At 32.2% G+C, this 19,609-nt stretch carries 8 protein-coding genes and 1 pseudogene; 1 reads left to right on the top strand and 8 read right to left on the bottom strand.

The features are described 5' to 3' along the window. Nucleotides 1-268 precede the first annotated feature (268 nt). The 6 genes from ACK1U5_RS01030 to ACK1U5_RS01005 all read right to left on the bottom strand — a co-directional run bounded on the left by ACK1U5_RS01030 (nucleotide 269) and on the right by ACK1U5_RS01005 (nucleotide 13,137). Nucleotides 269-2,590, bottom strand: coding sequence for a putative mucin/carbohydrate-binding domain-containing protein (locus ACK1U5_RS01030; protein WP_069605381.1), 2,322 nt, complete (start codon nucleotides 2,588-2,590; stop codon nucleotides 269-271). 104 nt (nucleotides 2,591-2,694) lie between these two features. Beyond that, complete coding sequence (locus tag ACK1U5_RS01025) at nucleotides 2,695-5,061, bottom strand: putative mucin/carbohydrate-binding domain-containing protein (RefSeq protein ID WP_069605382.1); 2,367 nt, start codon at nucleotides 5,059-5,061, stop codon at nucleotides 2,695-2,697. A 132-nt stretch (nucleotides 5,062-5,193) separates the two neighbouring features. After that, nucleotides 5,194-7,434, bottom strand: coding sequence for a M60 family metallopeptidase (locus ACK1U5_RS01020; RefSeq protein WP_065703507.1), 2,241 nt, complete (start codon nucleotides 7,432-7,434; stop codon nucleotides 5,194-5,196). A 567-nt stretch (nucleotides 7,435-8,001) separates the two neighbouring features. Beyond that, nucleotides 8,002-9,270, bottom strand: coding sequence for a glycoside hydrolase family 5 protein (locus tag ACK1U5_RS01015; RefSeq protein ID WP_048568341.1), 1,269 nt, complete (start codon nucleotides 9,268-9,270; stop codon nucleotides 8,002-8,004). A gap of 512 nt (nucleotides 9,271-9,782) precedes the next feature. After that, nucleotides 9,783-10,256, bottom strand: a complete 474-nt coding sequence (locus ACK1U5_RS01010) for a tetratricopeptide repeat protein (RefSeq protein ID WP_002026151.1) — start codon at nucleotides 10,254-10,256, stop codon at nucleotides 9,783-9,785. Between the two features lie 151 nt (nucleotides 10,257-10,407). Then, the gene (locus ACK1U5_RS01005; RefSeq protein ID WP_070756864.1) at nucleotides 10,408-13,137 is read right to left on the bottom strand and encodes a sensor domain-containing protein; all 2,730 of its coding nucleotides are present in this window, start codon (nucleotides 13,135-13,137) and stop codon (nucleotides 10,408-10,410) included. Between the two features lie 1,020 nt (nucleotides 13,138-14,157). Here ACK1U5_RS01005 and ACK1U5_RS01000 point away from each other — a divergent pair. Then, a complete protein-coding gene (locus ACK1U5_RS01000; RefSeq protein WP_000061799.1) occupies nucleotides 14,158-15,636 on the top strand; it encodes an Lsa family ABC-F type ribosomal protection protein in 1,479 nt (492 codons plus the stop codon). 152 nt (nucleotides 15,637-15,788) lie between these two features. On the opposite strand, the pseudogene ACK1U5_RS00995 reads toward ACK1U5_RS01000, so the two are convergent. Continuing rightward, nucleotides 15,789-16,040, bottom strand: a pseudogene (locus ACK1U5_RS00995) (TetR/AcrR family transcriptional regulator); the annotation flags it as partial. Between the two features lie 104 nt (nucleotides 16,041-16,144). Then, on the bottom strand, nucleotides 16,145-19,426 hold the full coding sequence (locus tag ACK1U5_RS00990; protein ID WP_448814760.1) for a VaFE repeat-containing surface-anchored protein: 3,282 nt from the start codon (nucleotides 19,424-19,426) through the stop codon (nucleotides 16,145-16,147). Nucleotides 19,427-19,609 lie beyond the last annotated feature (183 nt).

The raw sequence follows: 19,609 nt of genomic DNA, 5'->3' as shown, positions 1-19,609 counted from the left end.
GTAAAATATTGTAACAGAAGAGGGGTTTTATCAATAAATACCTTACTATTCTGTTTCTTTTTTCTCAAATCTATAGCACTTAAACATTTATCAATTCTCAAGCACATTTTTAAAATCCCCCTGATAAACAAATATAGCAGTTGATAGCAAGGAGAGTATATACAAAAGAGAGAGTATTTTCATTTCACTTTTCTTTAAATAAAAACCAAATAGCCGTTCATAATGAACGACTATTTGCATCTAACGAATAATTAGAAGGTTCTTCATGTTAATCTATTTTGTTTAATCCCGTTGAAGTAACTTGATAGGTTCTTTTTTTGCCTATATATTCTTGTTTATTATTCTCAAGGTTAAGAAGTGTAGCACGTGTCTTTTCCTTTACTGCTTCCCCTTCTATATGGGTAAACTCAATGTAATCCCCCGCTTTTAAGGACACCGTTTGGATTTCAGCAGTTTGTTGTCTGTTTCCCACTATTTCCTTATTATACACAACATTACCGGTTGAATTCTTTACTGTAATACTTGCATATGTCTGATTAAAGTAAGAATGTGGTACGCCTGCTTCTAAATTCACCTGCATTTTCTCTGTTGTCCTATTATAATCAACTTTTGCGATTTCTCTATCACTATATCCTTTTAAAGACCACCTAAAATGATTTCCATCTAAAACCGTTGTTTCTGGCATTTTTTCTACTTTCTTCAAGCCTTCTTTTGTAACTTCGTACATGACTTTTTTTCCAAAACTTTCTTGTTTACTGCTGTCTACATTTATTAAAGTAGCTCTATGCACACCTTCTAGGTGTGTCAACTCAATATAATCTCCTACTTTAACTGGAACTTTTTGCGATTCAGCATTTTGTTGTTTGTTTCCATAAATGTCTTTATTGTATACTACTTTCCCTGTTGCATTTTGTACTTTAATACTCGCATATGTCTGATTAAAATAATGATGCGGTACGCCTGCTTTTAAGTCGATTTGCATTTCTTCTGTCGACTTATTGAAATTAATTTTTGCAAACTCGAAATCACTAATTCCTTTTAGTGACCATGCAAACTGGTTTCCTTCTAAAATACTAGAAGAGTTCGGGATATCTGAATTAAAACCTAAGTTATCTAATATAGATTTTAGATCAGGTAAAACACCTATTCTATCATTCCACGGATCTTGAGATTTTGTTCCTGTATTCGGATTACTTAAGATATTTCTTAATTCGGCTGGTGTATAAGGAGAACCTCGATGTTCTTTAGCAATACCTTGAATCGAAGTTGCTGCTCCAGCAATAATTGGTGAAGCACTTGATGTTCCACTAAATGCTGATGTATATAAATTTGTAGTATTTTGACTTGGATTTGCTGATGTTGTATCAACATTTTCTCCCCATCCATATACATCTAATCGACTTCCATAATTTGAAAACCATAAACGTTGATGTGGAACAGTTGATGATCCCGCCCCAACCATAATAGCACCTGAATCCTTGAAGTCTGGACTATTTCGATTTAAGATCTTTTTTCCATTACGATCTTTAAAATTATCTAAGTCGTTTGAACCATTTGCGCCAGCTTCTATAATAATAATCCCTTTATCTGTACCAACACGAATTGCATCAAAAATATCTGGATGTACTTCTACAGGTAAATATTTATCCCCATACCCATCATACGAAGCTTGTGCCTCTAATAAAAGAATATCTCCCGCTTGTAAATTATGTACAGCACTTAAAATAGCATCCGCTGTATTATAAATTCCATTATCCCTAATCTGGGATATTACTTTTACATTTGCTTTTGGTGCAATTCCAATATTTCCAATTTGATTATCTTCAGATGAAACAATTCCTAATACAGAAGTACCATGAGCTCTATGCTGGCTTATATTTTGTCCCGACATAAGCTTAATATTTTTATTGACTAAATCCTCATGGTTCAATAACCATCCATATTCCATATCCACAAAAGTTGTATCCTTCCCATCACCACCTTTAATGCTCCAAGCATGCGAGGCATTAATTCCCTTTGGTGCCGCTTCAAGATATCCTTGATTTTTAAATCTAGGGTCATCGTACGGATTAACAGATAAATTTGGTAACTGTATTTCAGGAGGGGTCAAAATTTGTTTTTCTTGTATATAAGCCTCCTCTACGAGAGGAGATGTTTCAAATTTTTTCAGTAATAATTCTATTTCTATGTTATTAGGAGCTTGTACAATATAATAATTTAATAAATTATTAGCTGATTCATTAGCAACTGATTTAGATTGTACTGATAACTTTTCAATCTCTATCGGATTTACAGATGAGAACAGACGATTCAAAGTAAGTTTTGTATTTTCGGAAAATAACTGCTTTAAATTGTTATCATAATCCCCATTTTTTATTCGTTTCTCAATACCATCTTCATAAGGTAAGTCAATTTGATTTTTAAACTTTACAATTAATCTTTCTTCCTGTGAATCTCTTTCTTTGTATGTGACATTATTAGATTCAGCGTAAACTTTATTATGAATACTATCATTTTGTAGGATTAAATCTGTTCCTACAAATGTGGTCATTGCAATTGATGAAATTAGAAACCCTTTGAATATGTTCATACTATACCCGCCAATCTATATTCTCTTGAGAATTTTTTAATGCGTATAATGGTTAAGATTTTTATATAATATATATATCTATAATTTAACTTTTGTAGTGAAATCTATGACTTTATTAATAATCCCATAGAGGTAACCTGATATATTCTTTTCTTTCCCATATACTCCTGTTTACTATTCTCAAGATTAGTAAGTGTGGCGCGTGTCTTTTCCGTTTGTGCTTCTCCCTCTATATGAGTAAACTCAATATAATCTCCTACTTTGACTGAAACGGTTTGGCTCTCAGCATCTTGTTGTCTATTTCCTATAATTTCTTTATTGTACAAAATATTACCGGATAAATTCTGGACTTTAATGCTTGCATACGTATTAGTAAAATAAGGATGGGGTATACCCGCTTCTAATTTAAGCTGCATTTTTTCTGTTGCTTTTTTATATTCTATTTTCGCGATTTCTCGATTATTATATCCCTTTAATGACCAAGCGAATTGATTTCCATCTAAAACCGTTGTTTCTGGCATTTTCTCTACTTTCTTCAAGCCTTCTTTTGTAACTTGATATCTTGCTGTTTTTCCAATGGTTTCATTTTTGTTATTTTCAAGGTTAATTAAAGTTGCTCGCGTTTTTTCCTTTGTTGCTTCTCCTTCTATATGGGTAAATTCAATGTAATCCCCTACCTTGACGGGCACAGTTTGGCTTTCAGCATTTTGTTGTTTATTTCCCACGATTTCCTTTTTGTACAGAACGTTACCAGAAGAATTCTGGACCTTAATACTAGCATACGTACTAGCAAAATAGGAATGTGGTACACCTGCTTCTAGTTTTACCTTCATCTCTTCTACCGTTTTATCATAATCTACTTTTGCAATTTCTCTATCACTATATCCTTTTAATGACCATGCAAACTTGTTTCCTTCTAAAATTGTTGCTTCTGGCATTTTTTCTATTTTCTTCAGGCCTTCCTTTGTAACTTCGTATAGGGCTTTTTTTCCAAAGCTCTCTTGTTTACTATTATCTACATTTGTAAGAGTAGCTCTATGTACACCTTCTAGATGTGTTAACTCTATATAATCGCCTACTTTGACTGGAACTTTCTGCGATTCAGCATTTTGCTGTTTGTTTCCATAAATCTCTTTGTTATAGACCACTTTACCTGATGTGTTTTGTACTTTAATACTTGCATATGTACTATCAAAGTAGTCATGTGGTACACCTGCTTTTAGATCAATTTGCATTTCTTCTGTTGATTTATTTAAATTTACTTTCGCAAATTCAAAATCTCCAATCCCTTTCAGCGACCATGCAAATTCATTACCTTCAAAAATGTTTGGAGATTCATTTTTGATTTGTACCTTTTTCTCAACAGTTTGATCAAATATATCCGTTAATACAATTTTTGCATAAGCATTTGTTGGTAATGATATAGATTGACTGATTCCATTTTGATAAGATTTAATATCATTAATTACGTTAATAGGTTGGCCCGTCATATTTTCATTGTTATAAATTTCAATTTTCCCCTTAAATTGCGGTGTACTATTTTCTTTTAGTTTCCAAGATACATTTAATTTTTCATTTTCATAATATATAGATTGGATATCAAAATCTAATTTCCCTATTTCAGGTTGAGTAGGTTGATTTAGCGTGAATATTTTTCCTGCCCCAATAGTAGACTGCGTATTACCTCCTGCTTTGACCCATACATATTCTGAAGTAGATCCTCCATCATATTGATAAGTATTATCATGCGTTCCAGAAATACTTTGATTATTCCAAGAACTCCATTGTTTATCAACTAATTTTCGGCTATAACCATTTTTCAAGCGCGCTTCTCGAACATTCTGTCCACTATCAGCCCAGTCTTCTTGAAACATTCCTAAACCATGATTAAATGCAACATTAGCAACCGGAAAGTCCATAATTGCAATTTGATGCCATTTATTCTTTGTTACATCTTTCATCCATTGTCCAAATTTAGTATGACCATTTTCTTGCCATGAACGCATTGTCATTGTGTACCAATTGTAGTCTTTCCAACCATAAGTTGTTTGAACCTTCATTCCTGTTCCTTCTCCTCCAAAGGGTCCAGCTTGCGAATTCGGAGATAAGTATTCGGCCTTTATTGCTTCTTTAGAGGAAATTGGATCCCATAAGGCAAAATGTAAAGTACGTTTTCCATTTTCATCAAACCCACTTTGTTGTTGAAAACCAGCATATCCTCCAGCTTCACCACCTGCATTCCAGTTGTGTACAGCCCAGTACGTATAAGGTGGTGTCTGAACTGGTGACCAGTCTATACTAATAATATCTGAGGCAGGTATATTTTGGGGACTCACATAAACTGCTGGAGCAGCTGAATGTGTTGCAGCTTTAGTGTGCAAAATAGACGTTCCAAACATAGAAAACATGCTACATGCTGCGGTAATTATAATAACTTTATTAAATCTTTTCTTTGTTTTCTGACTAATCACTAATCTACATCCTTTTCTAATTTTTATTATTGAATACTAACGTAGTAGAGAAATCTATCAAAATTCAAACAACATCCAGTAATTCTTTAAAATACTGGATGTTGTTCTATCTTTACATCTGATTCTTACATATTAATTGATTGTAATTGCTTTCCATAACGATAGTGCAAATATCCAATTCGGGTCACCATTTCCTTGATGATTTTGAACAGCTTCATACACTGTCCCTTGATGTTCTACTTTATCGCCCTTTGTATATGCCTTCTTTGGATCCCATTTTTCATAAGATACATTTTGATCTTTGGTTTTTACAAGAAGAATTTCACTTTGGATTGATGTATTTCCAGCTGCATCTACAGCCTTCACTGCATATTTATATTCCTTATTAACTGTTAAGTTTTGATCAGTAAACGTCGTTCCTTGTACCGTTTGAATCAATTGTCCATCGCGTAATACCTGATATTCTTTTACACCTACATTATCTGTAGAAGGATTCCATTTTAGCTCTACACTGTTAGAAGTAAGGTTGCTTGCATATAATCCTTGTGGCTGTGTTGGAGCTTCTGTGTCCGGTTTCGGATTAACAATTTGATTTACTTTCTTCAGACCTTCCTTTGTAACTTCGTACATGGCTTTTTTTCCAAAGCTCTCTTGTTTACTATTATCTATATTTGTGAGAGTAGCTCTATGCAAACCTTCTAGATGTGTTAACTCAATATAATCTCCTACTTTGACTGAAACTTTTTGCGATTCAGCATTTTGTTGTTTATTTCCATAAATGTCTTTATTGTATACTACTTTCCCTGATGCATTTTGTACTTTAATACTCGCATATGTTTCATTAAAATAATGATGCGGTACGCCTGCTTTTAAGTCTACTTGCATTTCTTCTGTCGACTTATTGAAATTAATTTTTGCAAACTCGAAATCACTAATTCCTTTTAGCGACCATGCAAACTGGTTTCCTTCTAAAATATTATTTACATTAGGCATATCTGGTTTAATTGGATTAGAATCCGTCCCCTTCCAAATCTCTGCTGTTAAAATTGGATATCCTAATGCAGCTACTTTTTGAATGGTATCGTTATTTGGACGTAATCCCCACTTCTCAAAGAAAGGAATCAAATTTTGTTTGGCTACTTTTGATGCTGAAATCATAAATAATTGTTTTTTATTTTCATCAGTTTGTGGAAGTTCACCTGAAGGCATGTCTCTATACAATTGATGCAATTTAGGATAGAAATCCTCTCCATACGCTAACTGTAGTTGCCAAAGCATAACAAGCTTTACAAAAACATCGCTAATTTCATCATAATTTTTATTCACTTGTTCTAGATATTGAAATGCTTTTGGATAAATTCCACTTTTCTCTAAGTTGGATGGTTGATTAAATGCTTTTTCTACAGAAAGGCTGTATATATTATTTTGTACTTCTGTCATATTATAAAACTTCCAGGGCGATTGTTGTCTCAAATGTCCTGCCTCATGCCAAGGGCCCCAACCATCTGTTATAAATTTATTAATATCTAACACGTATTGGATTGCATCTCCTACATATGCTGTTCGATAAGAAGTTGCATACATATAATAATCGGGAGAATGATTTTCTTCTACGTAATGAACATAATGTTTATCTACTTGTTCTTCGGATAATCCAGCTACTTTGTCTTGAATTCGAGTAGCTTCATCCATCTTTTTTAAGAGTTGTACAGGATCTGTATTAGAACCCAACAAATATTTCTTAACACGTGCAAGGCTGGCCGTAATTAATACACGTTCTCCTTTTAACTCCACTGCATGTGCATTAGGATATTGGTCCAGCATGTTTATTAAATCTTGTTTCGTATGCTTTCCTAGTTCAAAGAAAGGCGTAGTCGTTCCACCTGTTGTGATTGTTGTTCGAATGGTACCCCCTTGTTGTTTATTATAAAAATAAATCATCCCCCCACTTGGAGATTGGATTGTGTTTATACCAGGTTTTAATGTAAATGATTTTATCTTAGAATCTTCTCTCCAAGAAGCATCATACGAATAAGTTCCAATATATACCTGAATATCTTGATTACCTTCTACATTAATCGTTATTTGTTCATTTGGCTTTGCATATAAACCAGTTGGTTCATATGGACTAAATGCCATACTTTTTCTTTCCTGTTGTTTCAGTACCTCAACATCCCCTTTTCCTGGGACTGTAAATGTTCTATTTTCTGATTTAACTGACTTTTCTTTTTGCAATGATGTCGATAAATTTTTTTGCTGCTCCTTTTGCTCCGCAAAGACATCCGATGAAAAAATCATTCCAGTCGCAAGCATAGTTACTGTAGCAGTGGCCGCAAGTATTTTTCTAGTTTTATGTTTTGAATTATTCCCCATATTATCTCCCTCATTTTTCCTTAGTACTCTTAAGTTTTTTTGTTTTCTTCTCCATGTTTTTACAATCTAAACTATTCATACTATTTAAATTGTGTCTATTACTCTATATTTTTTCATAAATATCTCCTTTTCTTTATGTATTATTGTATATAAATGTTATTTGATGACACATTAAATAACAACTTTACGATAAACTCATCGATAACAGCCTATTATGTTTTGATTCTGTATTCTAAACTTCCATCCAATTAGAGAAATATATCCAATTGGAGAAATAAGTAAATAAATTACAACATTTAAAGGTTGGGATCTCACGAAAAATTCATAAATTTTTTTTACTTTAAAGGTTTAAACAATTGTGACCACATTTGTTTGAACCTCCACAATTTTTTTCTAAGCTATTCTCTAAAAATCTTATTTTTCGTTGTAAATAAACCTGATTGGTACTCTTTATGCAAAAGAAAAGATGGAACCTTTAATTCAACTCCACCTTTTTTCGAAATAAAAAGCATCTAATTCTATTTGAATTAGATGCTTTTATTTAGTCCTTAAACCTAATATTCTAAACTATTTACGCGTTTGTAAATCTTTTTTTATTACATCCCAGAGTGAATTATCTTGACGCATCGGTTTACCCTCTTCATCCCATTTTATTTTTTCTGTTCCCAATTCATAATTCATCCCTGTCCATGTGTCTTCACGGAATGCATAGAATGATTTATGCCATCCTTTTTGGTTAAAGATAGAAATAAGATCTTGCATGTATTGGGTAGCACCTGGAACAGTACGGTTAATTCCAAACTCCTCTGCAATAATTCGATTAGATGGTACATGATTTTTCTTAGACCATTGTTGAATTGGCTTCAAAAACTTCTCTAATCCCTGTCTATTCCACATTACAGGTTTCTCTAAGTCTCCTACTTTTACTAATCCTGGATATTGATATTCCTTGTTTTGTTTTTCACCTTGGCTCGTTAATTCATATGGTTCATACATATGAAATGCGTATAGTGTTTTTTTATCCTCTACTGGTTTTAAATATTTAAAGGCCCATGGAGTAGCATATAAACCTGAATCTAAAATAATCGGTGTTTCTTTGTCCACTTCACGAATGGAGTTAATCACCTTTTCATAAAATCTGTTTAAATCAGCTGTCGTTCCTTTTACTTTTGCATACCATTTCTCGTAATCTTCCGTCCAAAAATCATTATATCTATTATTTTTAGCTGTTTCTGGATGTGGTTCATTTATAATATTATACCCAACCACCGCGGGGTGATCTTTTAGTTCCAGAGCGAGGTCCTTCCAAAATTGACTTGCTTGTTCTTGATACTTCTCTTCTTCCCATATTCTGTCGTCATTCTTATTATTATTAAATTGGCGCCATCGATCACCAGGTAAGGATAACATTGTAAGAACGACTTTCATTCCTTGTGATTGTGCGGCATCTAAATCCGCCTTTAATTTTTCTAGATCTTCCTTTACTAATCCCCGATAGTTATCTGCATTACCTATCAGAAAATCCTTTCCAGAAGTATCTGGTTTATCCTCAAATAGAAAATCTTTATCTTTTGCCCATTTATCAGGTGCTAAACGTACATATTCAATATTAGCTTCTTTTGCACTTTTATAGTTTTCAGGTAATGACGTACTATTCATGAAATTAGTACCCTTTCTTTTCGAATCCCAAAAACTAATTTTTGAATCGCCCTTGTGGCATGTATCAGCTCTTACATTCATTTCCTGTACCCCAAAACTCATCATGCCTAATAACGCAACAATTGGCAAAACTTTTTTCACAACTTTTCCTTCTTTCTCTTTATATTTAACACACATAACATACCTTTGTTTTGTTACAGGAATATGGCAATTTTCCAAAAATACCTTTTAAATTTATACATTGGTAGTTCATTCATAAAAAAGAAAGAGATAATTAGAACGTTGCTTCATTTTAAAAGAAACAAAAAAGGAATCCTTTACGGATTCCTTTTTGCAATGCACTCTTTTTCAAATGGTACATTTTGCACCTACTTTTAGTATAACTTATAATTCCTATAAAATAAATAAGATTAACTGAAATTTACTTCAAATTGTGATAAAAAACATAATTAAGAAGCGCAGATAACTAAATATCATCCCTTTTATTAAATAAAAAAGATTAAATAATTCCCCCTCCAAACTAGGAGTCCTTTACACTTTTTACAAATATTGTTATAATTAGATAAACTAAAGCATTATCCCATTAACAAAGGGACTCCATAATTGGAGTCCTTTTGTTAATTAGCTATTAAAAATGATAACATGTGATTATTGTATAATTTCTTCCTTTTTTAGATCTGCATATTCTTCTACGAAATCCCATAAACCTTGCTTTTCGAAGTGAGAAATACTTTTTTCACTTCTTCTAAGAGTTTAATTGCTTCATCTTCATTAAGAGAACGTAAAATATTGAAATGATATACATACTCTTCATTTCCTAATTCCATACAAACTGCTAATCCTTTTTCAATAAGTTCTTTTACAATATTTGTTTTTCTTAGCTTATAGTGTTCACGCGCTTGTAAGAACACTGCTTTAAAATGGGCAATATTCTTCTCTGTGACTTCTGATAAATGACGAATTGCTAATTTAGATAAATTTTGAGTTGCATATAATAGTCCTAGATTATGCCTTACTATTAAAATCAATTTTTCTTCATTATGTTTTTGCAAAAGGTCAATGGAACGATTGAAATGTTCTTCCGCTTTTTCAAATTGCTTTAAGAATATACGAGCTGTCCCTAATGCGGTTTCACAAGAAGCAACTTTCACCTCATATCCCATTAGCCCTAAATACAAGGAATATAGATACTTATTTTACTTTCAAAGGCTGAAACCTTGCTGCATAACTACTGAAAATAAAGTGAAAAGACGCTCAAATCCATATGGATAGATCGTCTTTTCACTTTATTTCATACATATACTGATTTTTCACTTATTCATTTTGTATTGTACTTAAAAAACCAATAAATTCATCTTCATTTACAGGTTTACTGTAGTAATAGCCCTGAATTAGATAACATGCATTACGTTGTAACACTGTTAATTGTTCCTTCGTTTCTACCCCTTCTGCTATCACTTTCATGTTTAAAGTATGAGCAAGTGAAATAATGGTTTGTATAATTTCATCTCCATCAGTAGAAGTTCCAATCCTATTAACAAATTCTCTTGGAATTTTCAAAGTATCAATTGGATAAAGAGGCAGATACGCTAATGAAGAATAACCTGTACCAAAATCGTCAATTGATAAATGTACACCATATGATTTTAATGCTTTTAACTTCGATAAGGTTTCCTTTTCATCTACCATTGCTATTCGCTCTGTTAATTCCAAATCAATCGAATTAGCAGGTACTCCTATCTCTTCTATGGTAGATATAATGGTTTGAACAAAATCTTTCTGTTCAAACTCTATAGCTGATAAATTTATCCCCATCTTTAGATTTGAAAAGCCCGCAGAATGCCATTCTTTCAGTTGTTGACACGCTTTCTGTAACGTCCACTTCCCAATTGAAATAATCTGCGCCGTTTCTTCTGCGATAGGTATAAACTCAAAAGGAGAAATCAGTCCAAGCTCTGGATGTTGCCAACGTATTAAAGCCTCTGCACCAATAACCTTACCTGCCTTACTATCAATTTGTGGTTGATACAATAAAAACAACTCATTATTTTCAATTGCATTTGGTAAATCCTGTTCTAATCGTAATCGACGAGTTACTTTTTGAGATAATGTCTCGTCATACATACAAACAGCATTGTTACCTTTTTCCTTTGCGCTATACATAGCGATATCAGCGTGTTGTAAAAGTGTAGTAGTATTTATTCCTCCAAATGGATACACTGCTATTCCTATACTAAGAGATAAGTAAAAACTATGCTGATTTACTACAAATGGTTCTTCAGTTATACGAAATAGAGTTTTACACAAATCCAATAGCTGTTGCTCTGTTTGGTTATGGACAATGATCGCAAACTCATCACCACCTATTCTTGCTAGAGGAATAGTCGGTGACAGACATGTCCTAAAACGTTTGGCAACTTCTTTTAAAACCTTGTCACCAATCGAATGACCCAATGTATCATTAATAGTCTTAAAGCGATTTAAATCAATATACAGGAGCCCAAACTTATCCTGTGTTTTTTGTGCACGCTTAATAGATCTATCTAATTCTTGTTGGAAGAATATACGATTTCCAATCTCCGTCACCGTATCATGGAATGCAAGGTAATTTATCTCTTCCTGTTGTTGTTTCATCCTTGTTATGTCTTTTACCATTACATAGCTCCCAAAGGTTTGTCCTTCTATCATAATAGGAACTATAGTGACATACCAAAAGAGTATATCTTTCTCATTGTTATTTTTCACACGTAACTGTAGTGAAGATGAACTACATCGTTTCCCTTTCTTTATAGCTGCTTCCAATTCAGATTTATCTTCATCTAAAAAAATAGAGAAGCACTCTTTCCCTATCAATACAGCACTTTCTTTTCCTAATAACATACTTCCAGCCTGGTTTATATTTAATACGATACCGCTTGAATCAATCGTTAAAATAGGATCCGGATGATACTCATATAATGACTTAAATCTCTCTTGATTTTTTACTAAATCATTAGATTTATTTATTAAATCCCTTGTTCTTTGAGATACTGTTTGTTCTAATTGATTATTAAACACTTTTAATGTTTTAGTTAACTCTTTGTTTTGCATTCGTACGATTGTATGACGAATCAGTACAAATACAAAAGCAATACAATTTCCCGTAATTAATGTAGCTGAAGAAGTTTGCTCTTTCAAAGTAAAGCCAATTAAGACTGCAACTGCAAGATAAGGGAATATACCAAGAAGTTTCTCTCCAAATGTCGGATTAATAATAAAATAATTTCTTTTAGAAGAAGTATTCTTTTGGATTGTAGCAGCAATAGCGATAAATAATAGGAAAACTCTATACAAACACCTTAAAAATATAACTGAACGCTCTGACAAATCACCTTGTAAGTAAAAATACAAATAGTCCGTAATAGCCAATCCAGTTAATACTAGGATAAAAATAAACAATTTACTTTTTGCATTGAAAATAGCAGGACGAAAGATCAGTGTAACTCCAAGTAATAGAAGCAATAAATCTATAATCGGAAAAATAAATGAGAGAAAAACATCTCCAATTGATAAGAATAAAATATTTGCAGATGGTTTATTAAATAGGTACCACTCTAATGTAAAAATAGCAGTAACAACAATGCATAAATCACAAAGTAAATATGCTTTCTCCCATTTATTACATTCCATCATAATTTTATAAAAGAACGCAAAAAGAAAGAAGAATAAGAAAAACAGTAGAAATACATCAGAAATATTAAAATTTTGTATTGGTAATTCTACATTAAGTACTTGAAAAGCGGATATGAAATTTCCTATCAAAAAACACCCTATTGCAATAGTAATGCAAACCCAGAATACTCCTAACTTAATTTTTTGGGATAATATAGAATACAGTAATGAGATAAATACAGTAGTTTCAACGACTAAAGATGATAGTCGGATATTAAAATCTGATACGAAATAATGATTCGGAAAAACAAATAAAAATATAAAGCAAAAGCTTATATAAGCTATTAAAGCCAATATCAATACATAAAATTGCACATATGCATGCTTACGCAATGGACTCACCTTCTTGAGTTTTTTCTATACTTTTATTAAAAAATGTCTTGATAGTGGCACAACTCCTACTAAATTTAAATGTGTGCTACCTATTATCCATATTATGACCTTTTTAAAAGATTTCTTTCTACATACAACAGTCTTGTTAACTTTTTGTAGATGTTTACAATTATTAATACTGAGGATTCTAAAAAGGATAAGCTGAAAAATGTAGTTTTTTAAGTATTTGCGCATCGTAAATTTGGCGGGTACAACTTATCTACTCTTTACATATGAGATAGAATCTACTCCTCTATTGGATTATAGTTGCTATCTGTCACACTTAAAAAGGAATGAAAATATACTATCATTAAAATAGAAATTCAAATTAGTTTACGAAACAAACTGTAACTATTATAGTTACACAAAAAGTTGATGTCAATTTCATATCCTCCCTTTTTAACGGACAAAAGACATGACCTATTGAACAAAAATGTGATGTTTATAAAAAGGGCGGTAAAGTTTTATCTCCTTACTCAAAGAATTATAAATGATTTAGAATTAGATGAAATTGAAGCCAATATTGCATCTCCCTAAAAAGAATGTTACTCTAAAAATAGAATTATGAAAGGAATGATGGATGAATAATGATTAACTAATTTATATTTTAAGTTGAATTTTATAACTTCAAACTACAAAATATAGGGTTAGTCTATCCATTTTTAAAATTCAGTTCATACTTTATTTGTCATGATTCAAATGATTAATAAGTACTTATTAAGTATAGACGAAAGACTAATCCTTCCGATTACAAATTGGGGGATTTTTTTATTCCCGTTTGTCTTAGTTGAAACTTACTAATTGTTAAATGTACTTCACAAATAAAGGAGCGAGAAAAATGAGTACTTCAGATACTATTGTTACACATGTAATGCTCTATATAAGTCGTTAATATCCATCAAACTTATATAGAGGAATTAAAAAATGGATGGATGTTCCGACTTTATATGAAACGTTTCGATATATAAAGGAGGAATTATTATGTCAATGATAAAGGTCCAAGACTTAACTTTTTCATACCCAGGTAGCTTTGATAATATTTTTGAAAGTGTAAACTTCCAAATAGATACGGATTGGAAGCTAGGATTTATTGGTAGAAACGGACGAGGTAAAACGACATTCTTTAATTTATTGTTAGGGAATTATGAGTATAGCGGGAAAATCCTTGCTTCAGTAGAATTCAATTACTTCCCCTACTCTGTTTCAGATAAGAACAAATTCACTCATGAAATCCTTGAAGAAATTTGTCCCCAAGCCGCAGATTGGGAACTTCTACGTGAGATATCCTATTTAAATGTTGATGCTGAGGTCATGTACAGACCATTTAAAACATTATCAAATGGGGAACAAACAAAAGTGTTGCTTGCTGCACTGTTTTTAAATGCGGGTCAATTTCTATTAATTGATGAACCAACAAATCACTTAGATACAGATGCACGAAAGATAGTCTCCGATTATCTAAGGAAGAAAAAAGGATTTATTTTAATTTCACATGACAGAATCTTTTTAGATGGGTGCGTTGACCATATCCTATCTATTAATAGAGCAAATATTGAAGTTCAAAGTGGTAACTATTCTTCTTGGAAGTTAAATTTTGATAGACAGCAAGAACACGAGAAGGCTACAAATGAGCGTCTACAAAAAGACATAGGGCGATTAAAACAGTCTTCCAAACGTTCAGCAAGTTGGTCTAATGACGTGGAAGCTTCAAAAAATGGAACGAGGAATTCAGGCTCTAAGTTGGATAAGGGGTTTGTAGGTCATAAAGCAGCCAAGATGATGAAAAGAGCAAAAAACCTTGAATCAAGGCAACAAAAAGCTATTGAGGAAAAATCAAAATTACTAAAAAATGTGGAAAAAACTGAGTCATTAAAATTGGAACAATTGCAATTTAAATCAAATGAATTGGTTACTTTAGTTGACGTGTCCGTTAAGTACAATGATCAAATTGTGAATGAGCCGATTAGCTTCATAGTTGAACAAGGTGACCGAATTGTACTTGATGGAACGAATGGGAGCGGAAAAAGTAGTATCCTAAAACTAATTCTAGGACATCCGATACAGCATACAGGCTTAGTTACTTTAGGTACAGGACTCATCATTTCCTATGTCCAACAAGATACTTCTCATTTGAAGGGATCACTATCAGGCTTTATTGAAGAGCACAAGATTGATGAAACCTTATTTAAGTCCATCCTAAGTAAGATGGACTTTGACCGAATTCAATTTGAAAAAGATATATCTCATTATTCTGGTGGACAAAAGAAAAAACTGCTTATCGCTAAAAGTTTATGTGAAAAAGCTCATATATATATATGGGACGAACCACTAAATTTTATAGATATCTATTCCCGCATGCAGATTGAAGAACTTATTCAACAATTTAATCCCACAATGGTTATTGTTGAGCATGATAAAATATTTCAACAAACAGTTGCAACGAAAACTATATCTATGTAGCTCAAAACGAATACTTGAAAATATAATCATTAACTTGAGTCCTTGCATTATAAGAACTTTAATGAATTGATAAAAAAAGCCTAATTTCTCTACAATACATTGAGAAATTAGGCTTTAAATAGTAATAATAGAATTCATAAACACTGAATAATTTACACATTAGGTTTATCTGTTAATGCAGTAACAATCCTGTCCACTAAGTTTTCTGGCATCCATTCATGATTTGTATCATTCGTTTCATTTGGTCCTAAAAAATCAATAAACTTTTTAAACTTTGGAAATAAAACAATAGAAGTGATCCAATGTATTGTATGATTTATGGAGAAGAAATGAAAAACTCCTTGCTTTTCACCCTCCTGTAATATTTCTTTTAACTGTTCAAAATTACCTATAAAATATGGTTGCTATTTTAAATGCCATTCACGCTTAAATATAGGAGTCTTCTTGGCTAAAATGATAAAAATAAGCACATCTTGTTATAAAAACAGATGTGCTTATTTTTTAATTTCTATGCATTTTTACGTTTTAAGAAAATCACTCCACCAACAATTAACAGTAATGCTCCTGTAGCCATAGAGATCCAACTTGTAAGATTAGTACCTGTTTGCGGTAACCATCCAATTTTAGATTGAATTTCTTTCTTAAGTTGTGGTTGTTCTTTTACTTGCTCGTTAGGTTGCTCTGGTGTTGGCGTATTTTCACCTGAATTTGGCTGTTCTGGTTTTGGTTGTTCCGATTTTCCCTCTTTAAATTTCACTGTTTGTCCCTTATCTTCAATTTCAGCGTGAATAGCTACTAATATATTATCTTGATACAGTTCTTCAAATACTACTACTTCTTTACCTTGTAATACAGAAGCATTAAATGTGAAATCTAGTGTGATAGAACCATTTTTCTCTTTAGCAGTAAACTTAGATTCTACTGTTACTTCTTTACCATCAACTAATAATGGCTTGTTTGTTGCTTTATCCACTAGTTTACCTTTTACTACGTACTCTTTACCCACGATTAAGTCTTTGTATTCCACTTTATCTTGGATTGTTACAGTTTTAGAAGCGTCTAACTCTTTAGAACCATCAGCTTTATTTGTAGCTGTCGTTTTAATAGAAGGCTCTACAAATCGAACTGTTTGACCTACATCGTTAATATCAGCGTGAGTTACAATTACTTGCCCTTCATGTAATAAGTCTTCGAACACAACTACTTCTCTTCCTTGCTGTTCAGCACCAACAAAAGTAAAGTCTAATGTTACAAAACCGTTCTTTTCTTTTGCAGTAAATTTAGTCTCAGCTGTTACTTCTTTACCATCAATTAGTAATGGTTTGTTAATAGCTTTGTTCATTAATTTTCCTTTTACAGTGTACTCTTTACCTACAACTAAGTTAGTGTACTCCACTTTATCCTGGATTGTGATAGAATCCTTTGAATGAATCTCTTTTCCACCATCAGCTTTGTTTGTAGCAGTTGTTTTTACTGATGGCTTAACGAACTTAACTGTTTGATCTTTATCATTGATATCAGCATGTGTCGTAACAACTTTTCCGTCTTTCAGTAACTCTTCAAATACTACTACTTCTTTTTCTTCTAAACCAGTTGCATCAAATGTGAAGTCTAATGTAATAGAACCATTTGCTTCTTTTGGTGTAAACTTCGTTTCAGCTGTTACTTCTTTACCATTTACAACGAATGGTTTATTAGTCTTTTTATCCATTAATTTACCTTTTAAAGTGTACTCTTTACCTACTTGTAGGTCTTTGAATTCCACTTTATCTTGGATTGTTACAGACTTAGAAGTGTGCATTTCTTTTGTACCATCTTTTTTATCAGATGCTGTTGTTTTAATTGAAGGAATCTTCTCATCTTTGACAACGTGTTTAATGATTTGACCATTCTCTTTAATTTCAAAAGAAAGCGTTTCTTCATTTAATACATAACCGTTTGGTGCAACAGTTTCTTTATATGTGTATTTTCCAAATGGTAACTTTTCAAATTTAGCGATTCCTTTATCGTCTGTTTTTCCTTTTACTACTTCTTTTCCTGCTTCGTTATAAATCGTAAATTCTGCATTTGGAAGCTTGTTATTTCCATCAGCTACATCTACCTTTGTAATTTCTAGATCACCTTTGATAAGGTGATTAACTGCCAATAACTCAATAACCTTTCCATGTTCCTTTATTTCGAACATAATCGGTTCTTTAACAAGAACGTAACCATTTGGAGAAGCCTTTTCTACAAATGAATATTTACCATACGCTAAATCTTTGACGTTAATCTCACCATTTTTATCTGTCTTATATTCCCCAACTACTTTTCCATTTGCATCTTTTAGCTCGAATGCTGCACCTTCTAATTTTTTACTAATATCTTCATTATCTACTTTTAGTAATTTTACACTACCTTTCACTTCGGTATTTTCCACTGTAAAAGTAAGTGTTTTATTGTGCTCTTTAATTTCAAAAGGATACTTTGTTTTATTTCCAATATATCCATTAGGTGTTTTTGTCTCTAAGAAATAATATTTACCATACGTAAGATCTTCAGCGTTTGCAATTCCATTTTCTTTTGTTACTACTTTTTTCACTTCTTTTCCATCTTCAGTGAAGACTGTGAATTCAACATTTGGTAAAATCTTTCCTGAATCACTAAGCTTTTTAATTTCGATGTTACCTTTTACTTTGTTATTTACTATTTGGACAGCTCCTGTTTCCCCTGTCTTAACTTCAATAGTTTGTGGTTTATCATCTGAAACATAGCCTGTTGGTGCTTTAATTTCTTTTAATGTGTAAGTACCAATTGGTAAGTTGTTTAATTCTGCCATACCATCAGCACCAGTCGTGATTTTTCCGACTGATTCATTATTTGCATTAAAGACCTCAAATACTGCACCAGCTAAAACTTCTCCATTTTCTCCAACCTTTTTAATTTTTAAAGAACCAGCTGCTTCCCAATTTACTGCAAGATCACTACTAAGCTTTTCTTCATTTCTCTCTAATAGTACTGTAGCATTCTGAACAGTATCCGTACCACGATAAGCAATTGCTTGAACTTTAGTTAAATTAGCAGCAACACTTAAATTAAATTCACCCGTTTTTGTATTCTTAGGAATTTGGATACGAAATTTTTCTCCAACTGAAAGCTGATCTTTCACTTCTCCATTTTCACTAACAATTCTAACTCCATTAGGTGCATTTTTCGCTACTACCTTATAAGAACCACTCTTAGCATTTGTTTGTACTGAATATAGATTTGTTTCGAAGAATTCACCCTTTAATTCTGCTTTTTGCTTTTCAGCAGGAATCACATTCATAAAAACATCTTGAGTCTCTTCACTATTGTTAGCATTACTAATAATAGCCTTAGCTGCTTTTTCAACATTTTTATTCTCATGTTTTAATTCATTTACATCGAGTTGACCTAATGCATTCCAAACCGCAAGTTGCGTTGCATAATGCGCTTCATTTTTATTAGCTACTCCCAGCTGTTCAGCACTTTTTTGCGGGAAACCATTTAATAAGACTCTATATACTACATTATCTGTTTTCCCCATTTCAGGAAGATCTTCACCATTTGGTGATTTTAATCCAAGGGTTAAGCAATAAGCAATTTGACCACTTGAATTTTTAATCATTTCAGTGCGAATGTACTTACCTAGACTATTACTATAACTCCAGTCCATTGAATATTTCTCATGCGTCATAACCTCTGCACTAGCCCTAGGTAAAAATACATTAAGGAATAATGCCAGTACTGATAATAATGTAAAAACTCTTATAATGACTCTCTTACCCAATTTTGTAACCTCCCTAAAATAAATTAATCCGAGTATATATCGCAATATCTAAAACATTCACGATCGACCCAATTATCATTATAAAACAATAAATTACAAATATTAAATAATTTTAATAAAATAGTCAAAAAATTTACACATTTTATTATTTATCAAGTTTTTTAACGAATTTACTATATACAA

It is taken from the genome of Bacillus sp. XB1 (assembly GCF_053557995.1).
The sequence above is the reverse complement of the archived record's forward strand: the minus strand, read 5'-3'. Positions and strand labels throughout refer to the sequence as shown.

Coding starts and splice junctions, on each gene's coding strand:
- ACK1U5_RS01010 (WP_002026151.1), bottom strand. CDS start 10,256: ATGGGATATGAGGTGAAAGTTGCTTCTTGTGAAACCGCATTAGGGACA.
- ACK1U5_RS01015 (WP_048568341.1), bottom strand. CDS start 9,270: ATGTGTGTTAAATATAAAGAGAAAGAAGGAAAAGTTGTGAAAAAAGTT.
- ACK1U5_RS01000 (WP_000061799.1), top strand. CDS start 14,158: ATGTCAATGATAAAGGTCCAAGACTTAACTTTTTCATACCCAGGTAGC.
- ACK1U5_RS01020 (WP_065703507.1), bottom strand. CDS start 7,434: ATGGGGAATAATTCAAAACATAAAACTAGAAAAATACTTGCGGCCACT.
- ACK1U5_RS01030 (WP_069605381.1), bottom strand. CDS start 2,590: ATGAACATATTCAAAGGGTTTCTAATTTCATCAATTGCAATGACCACA.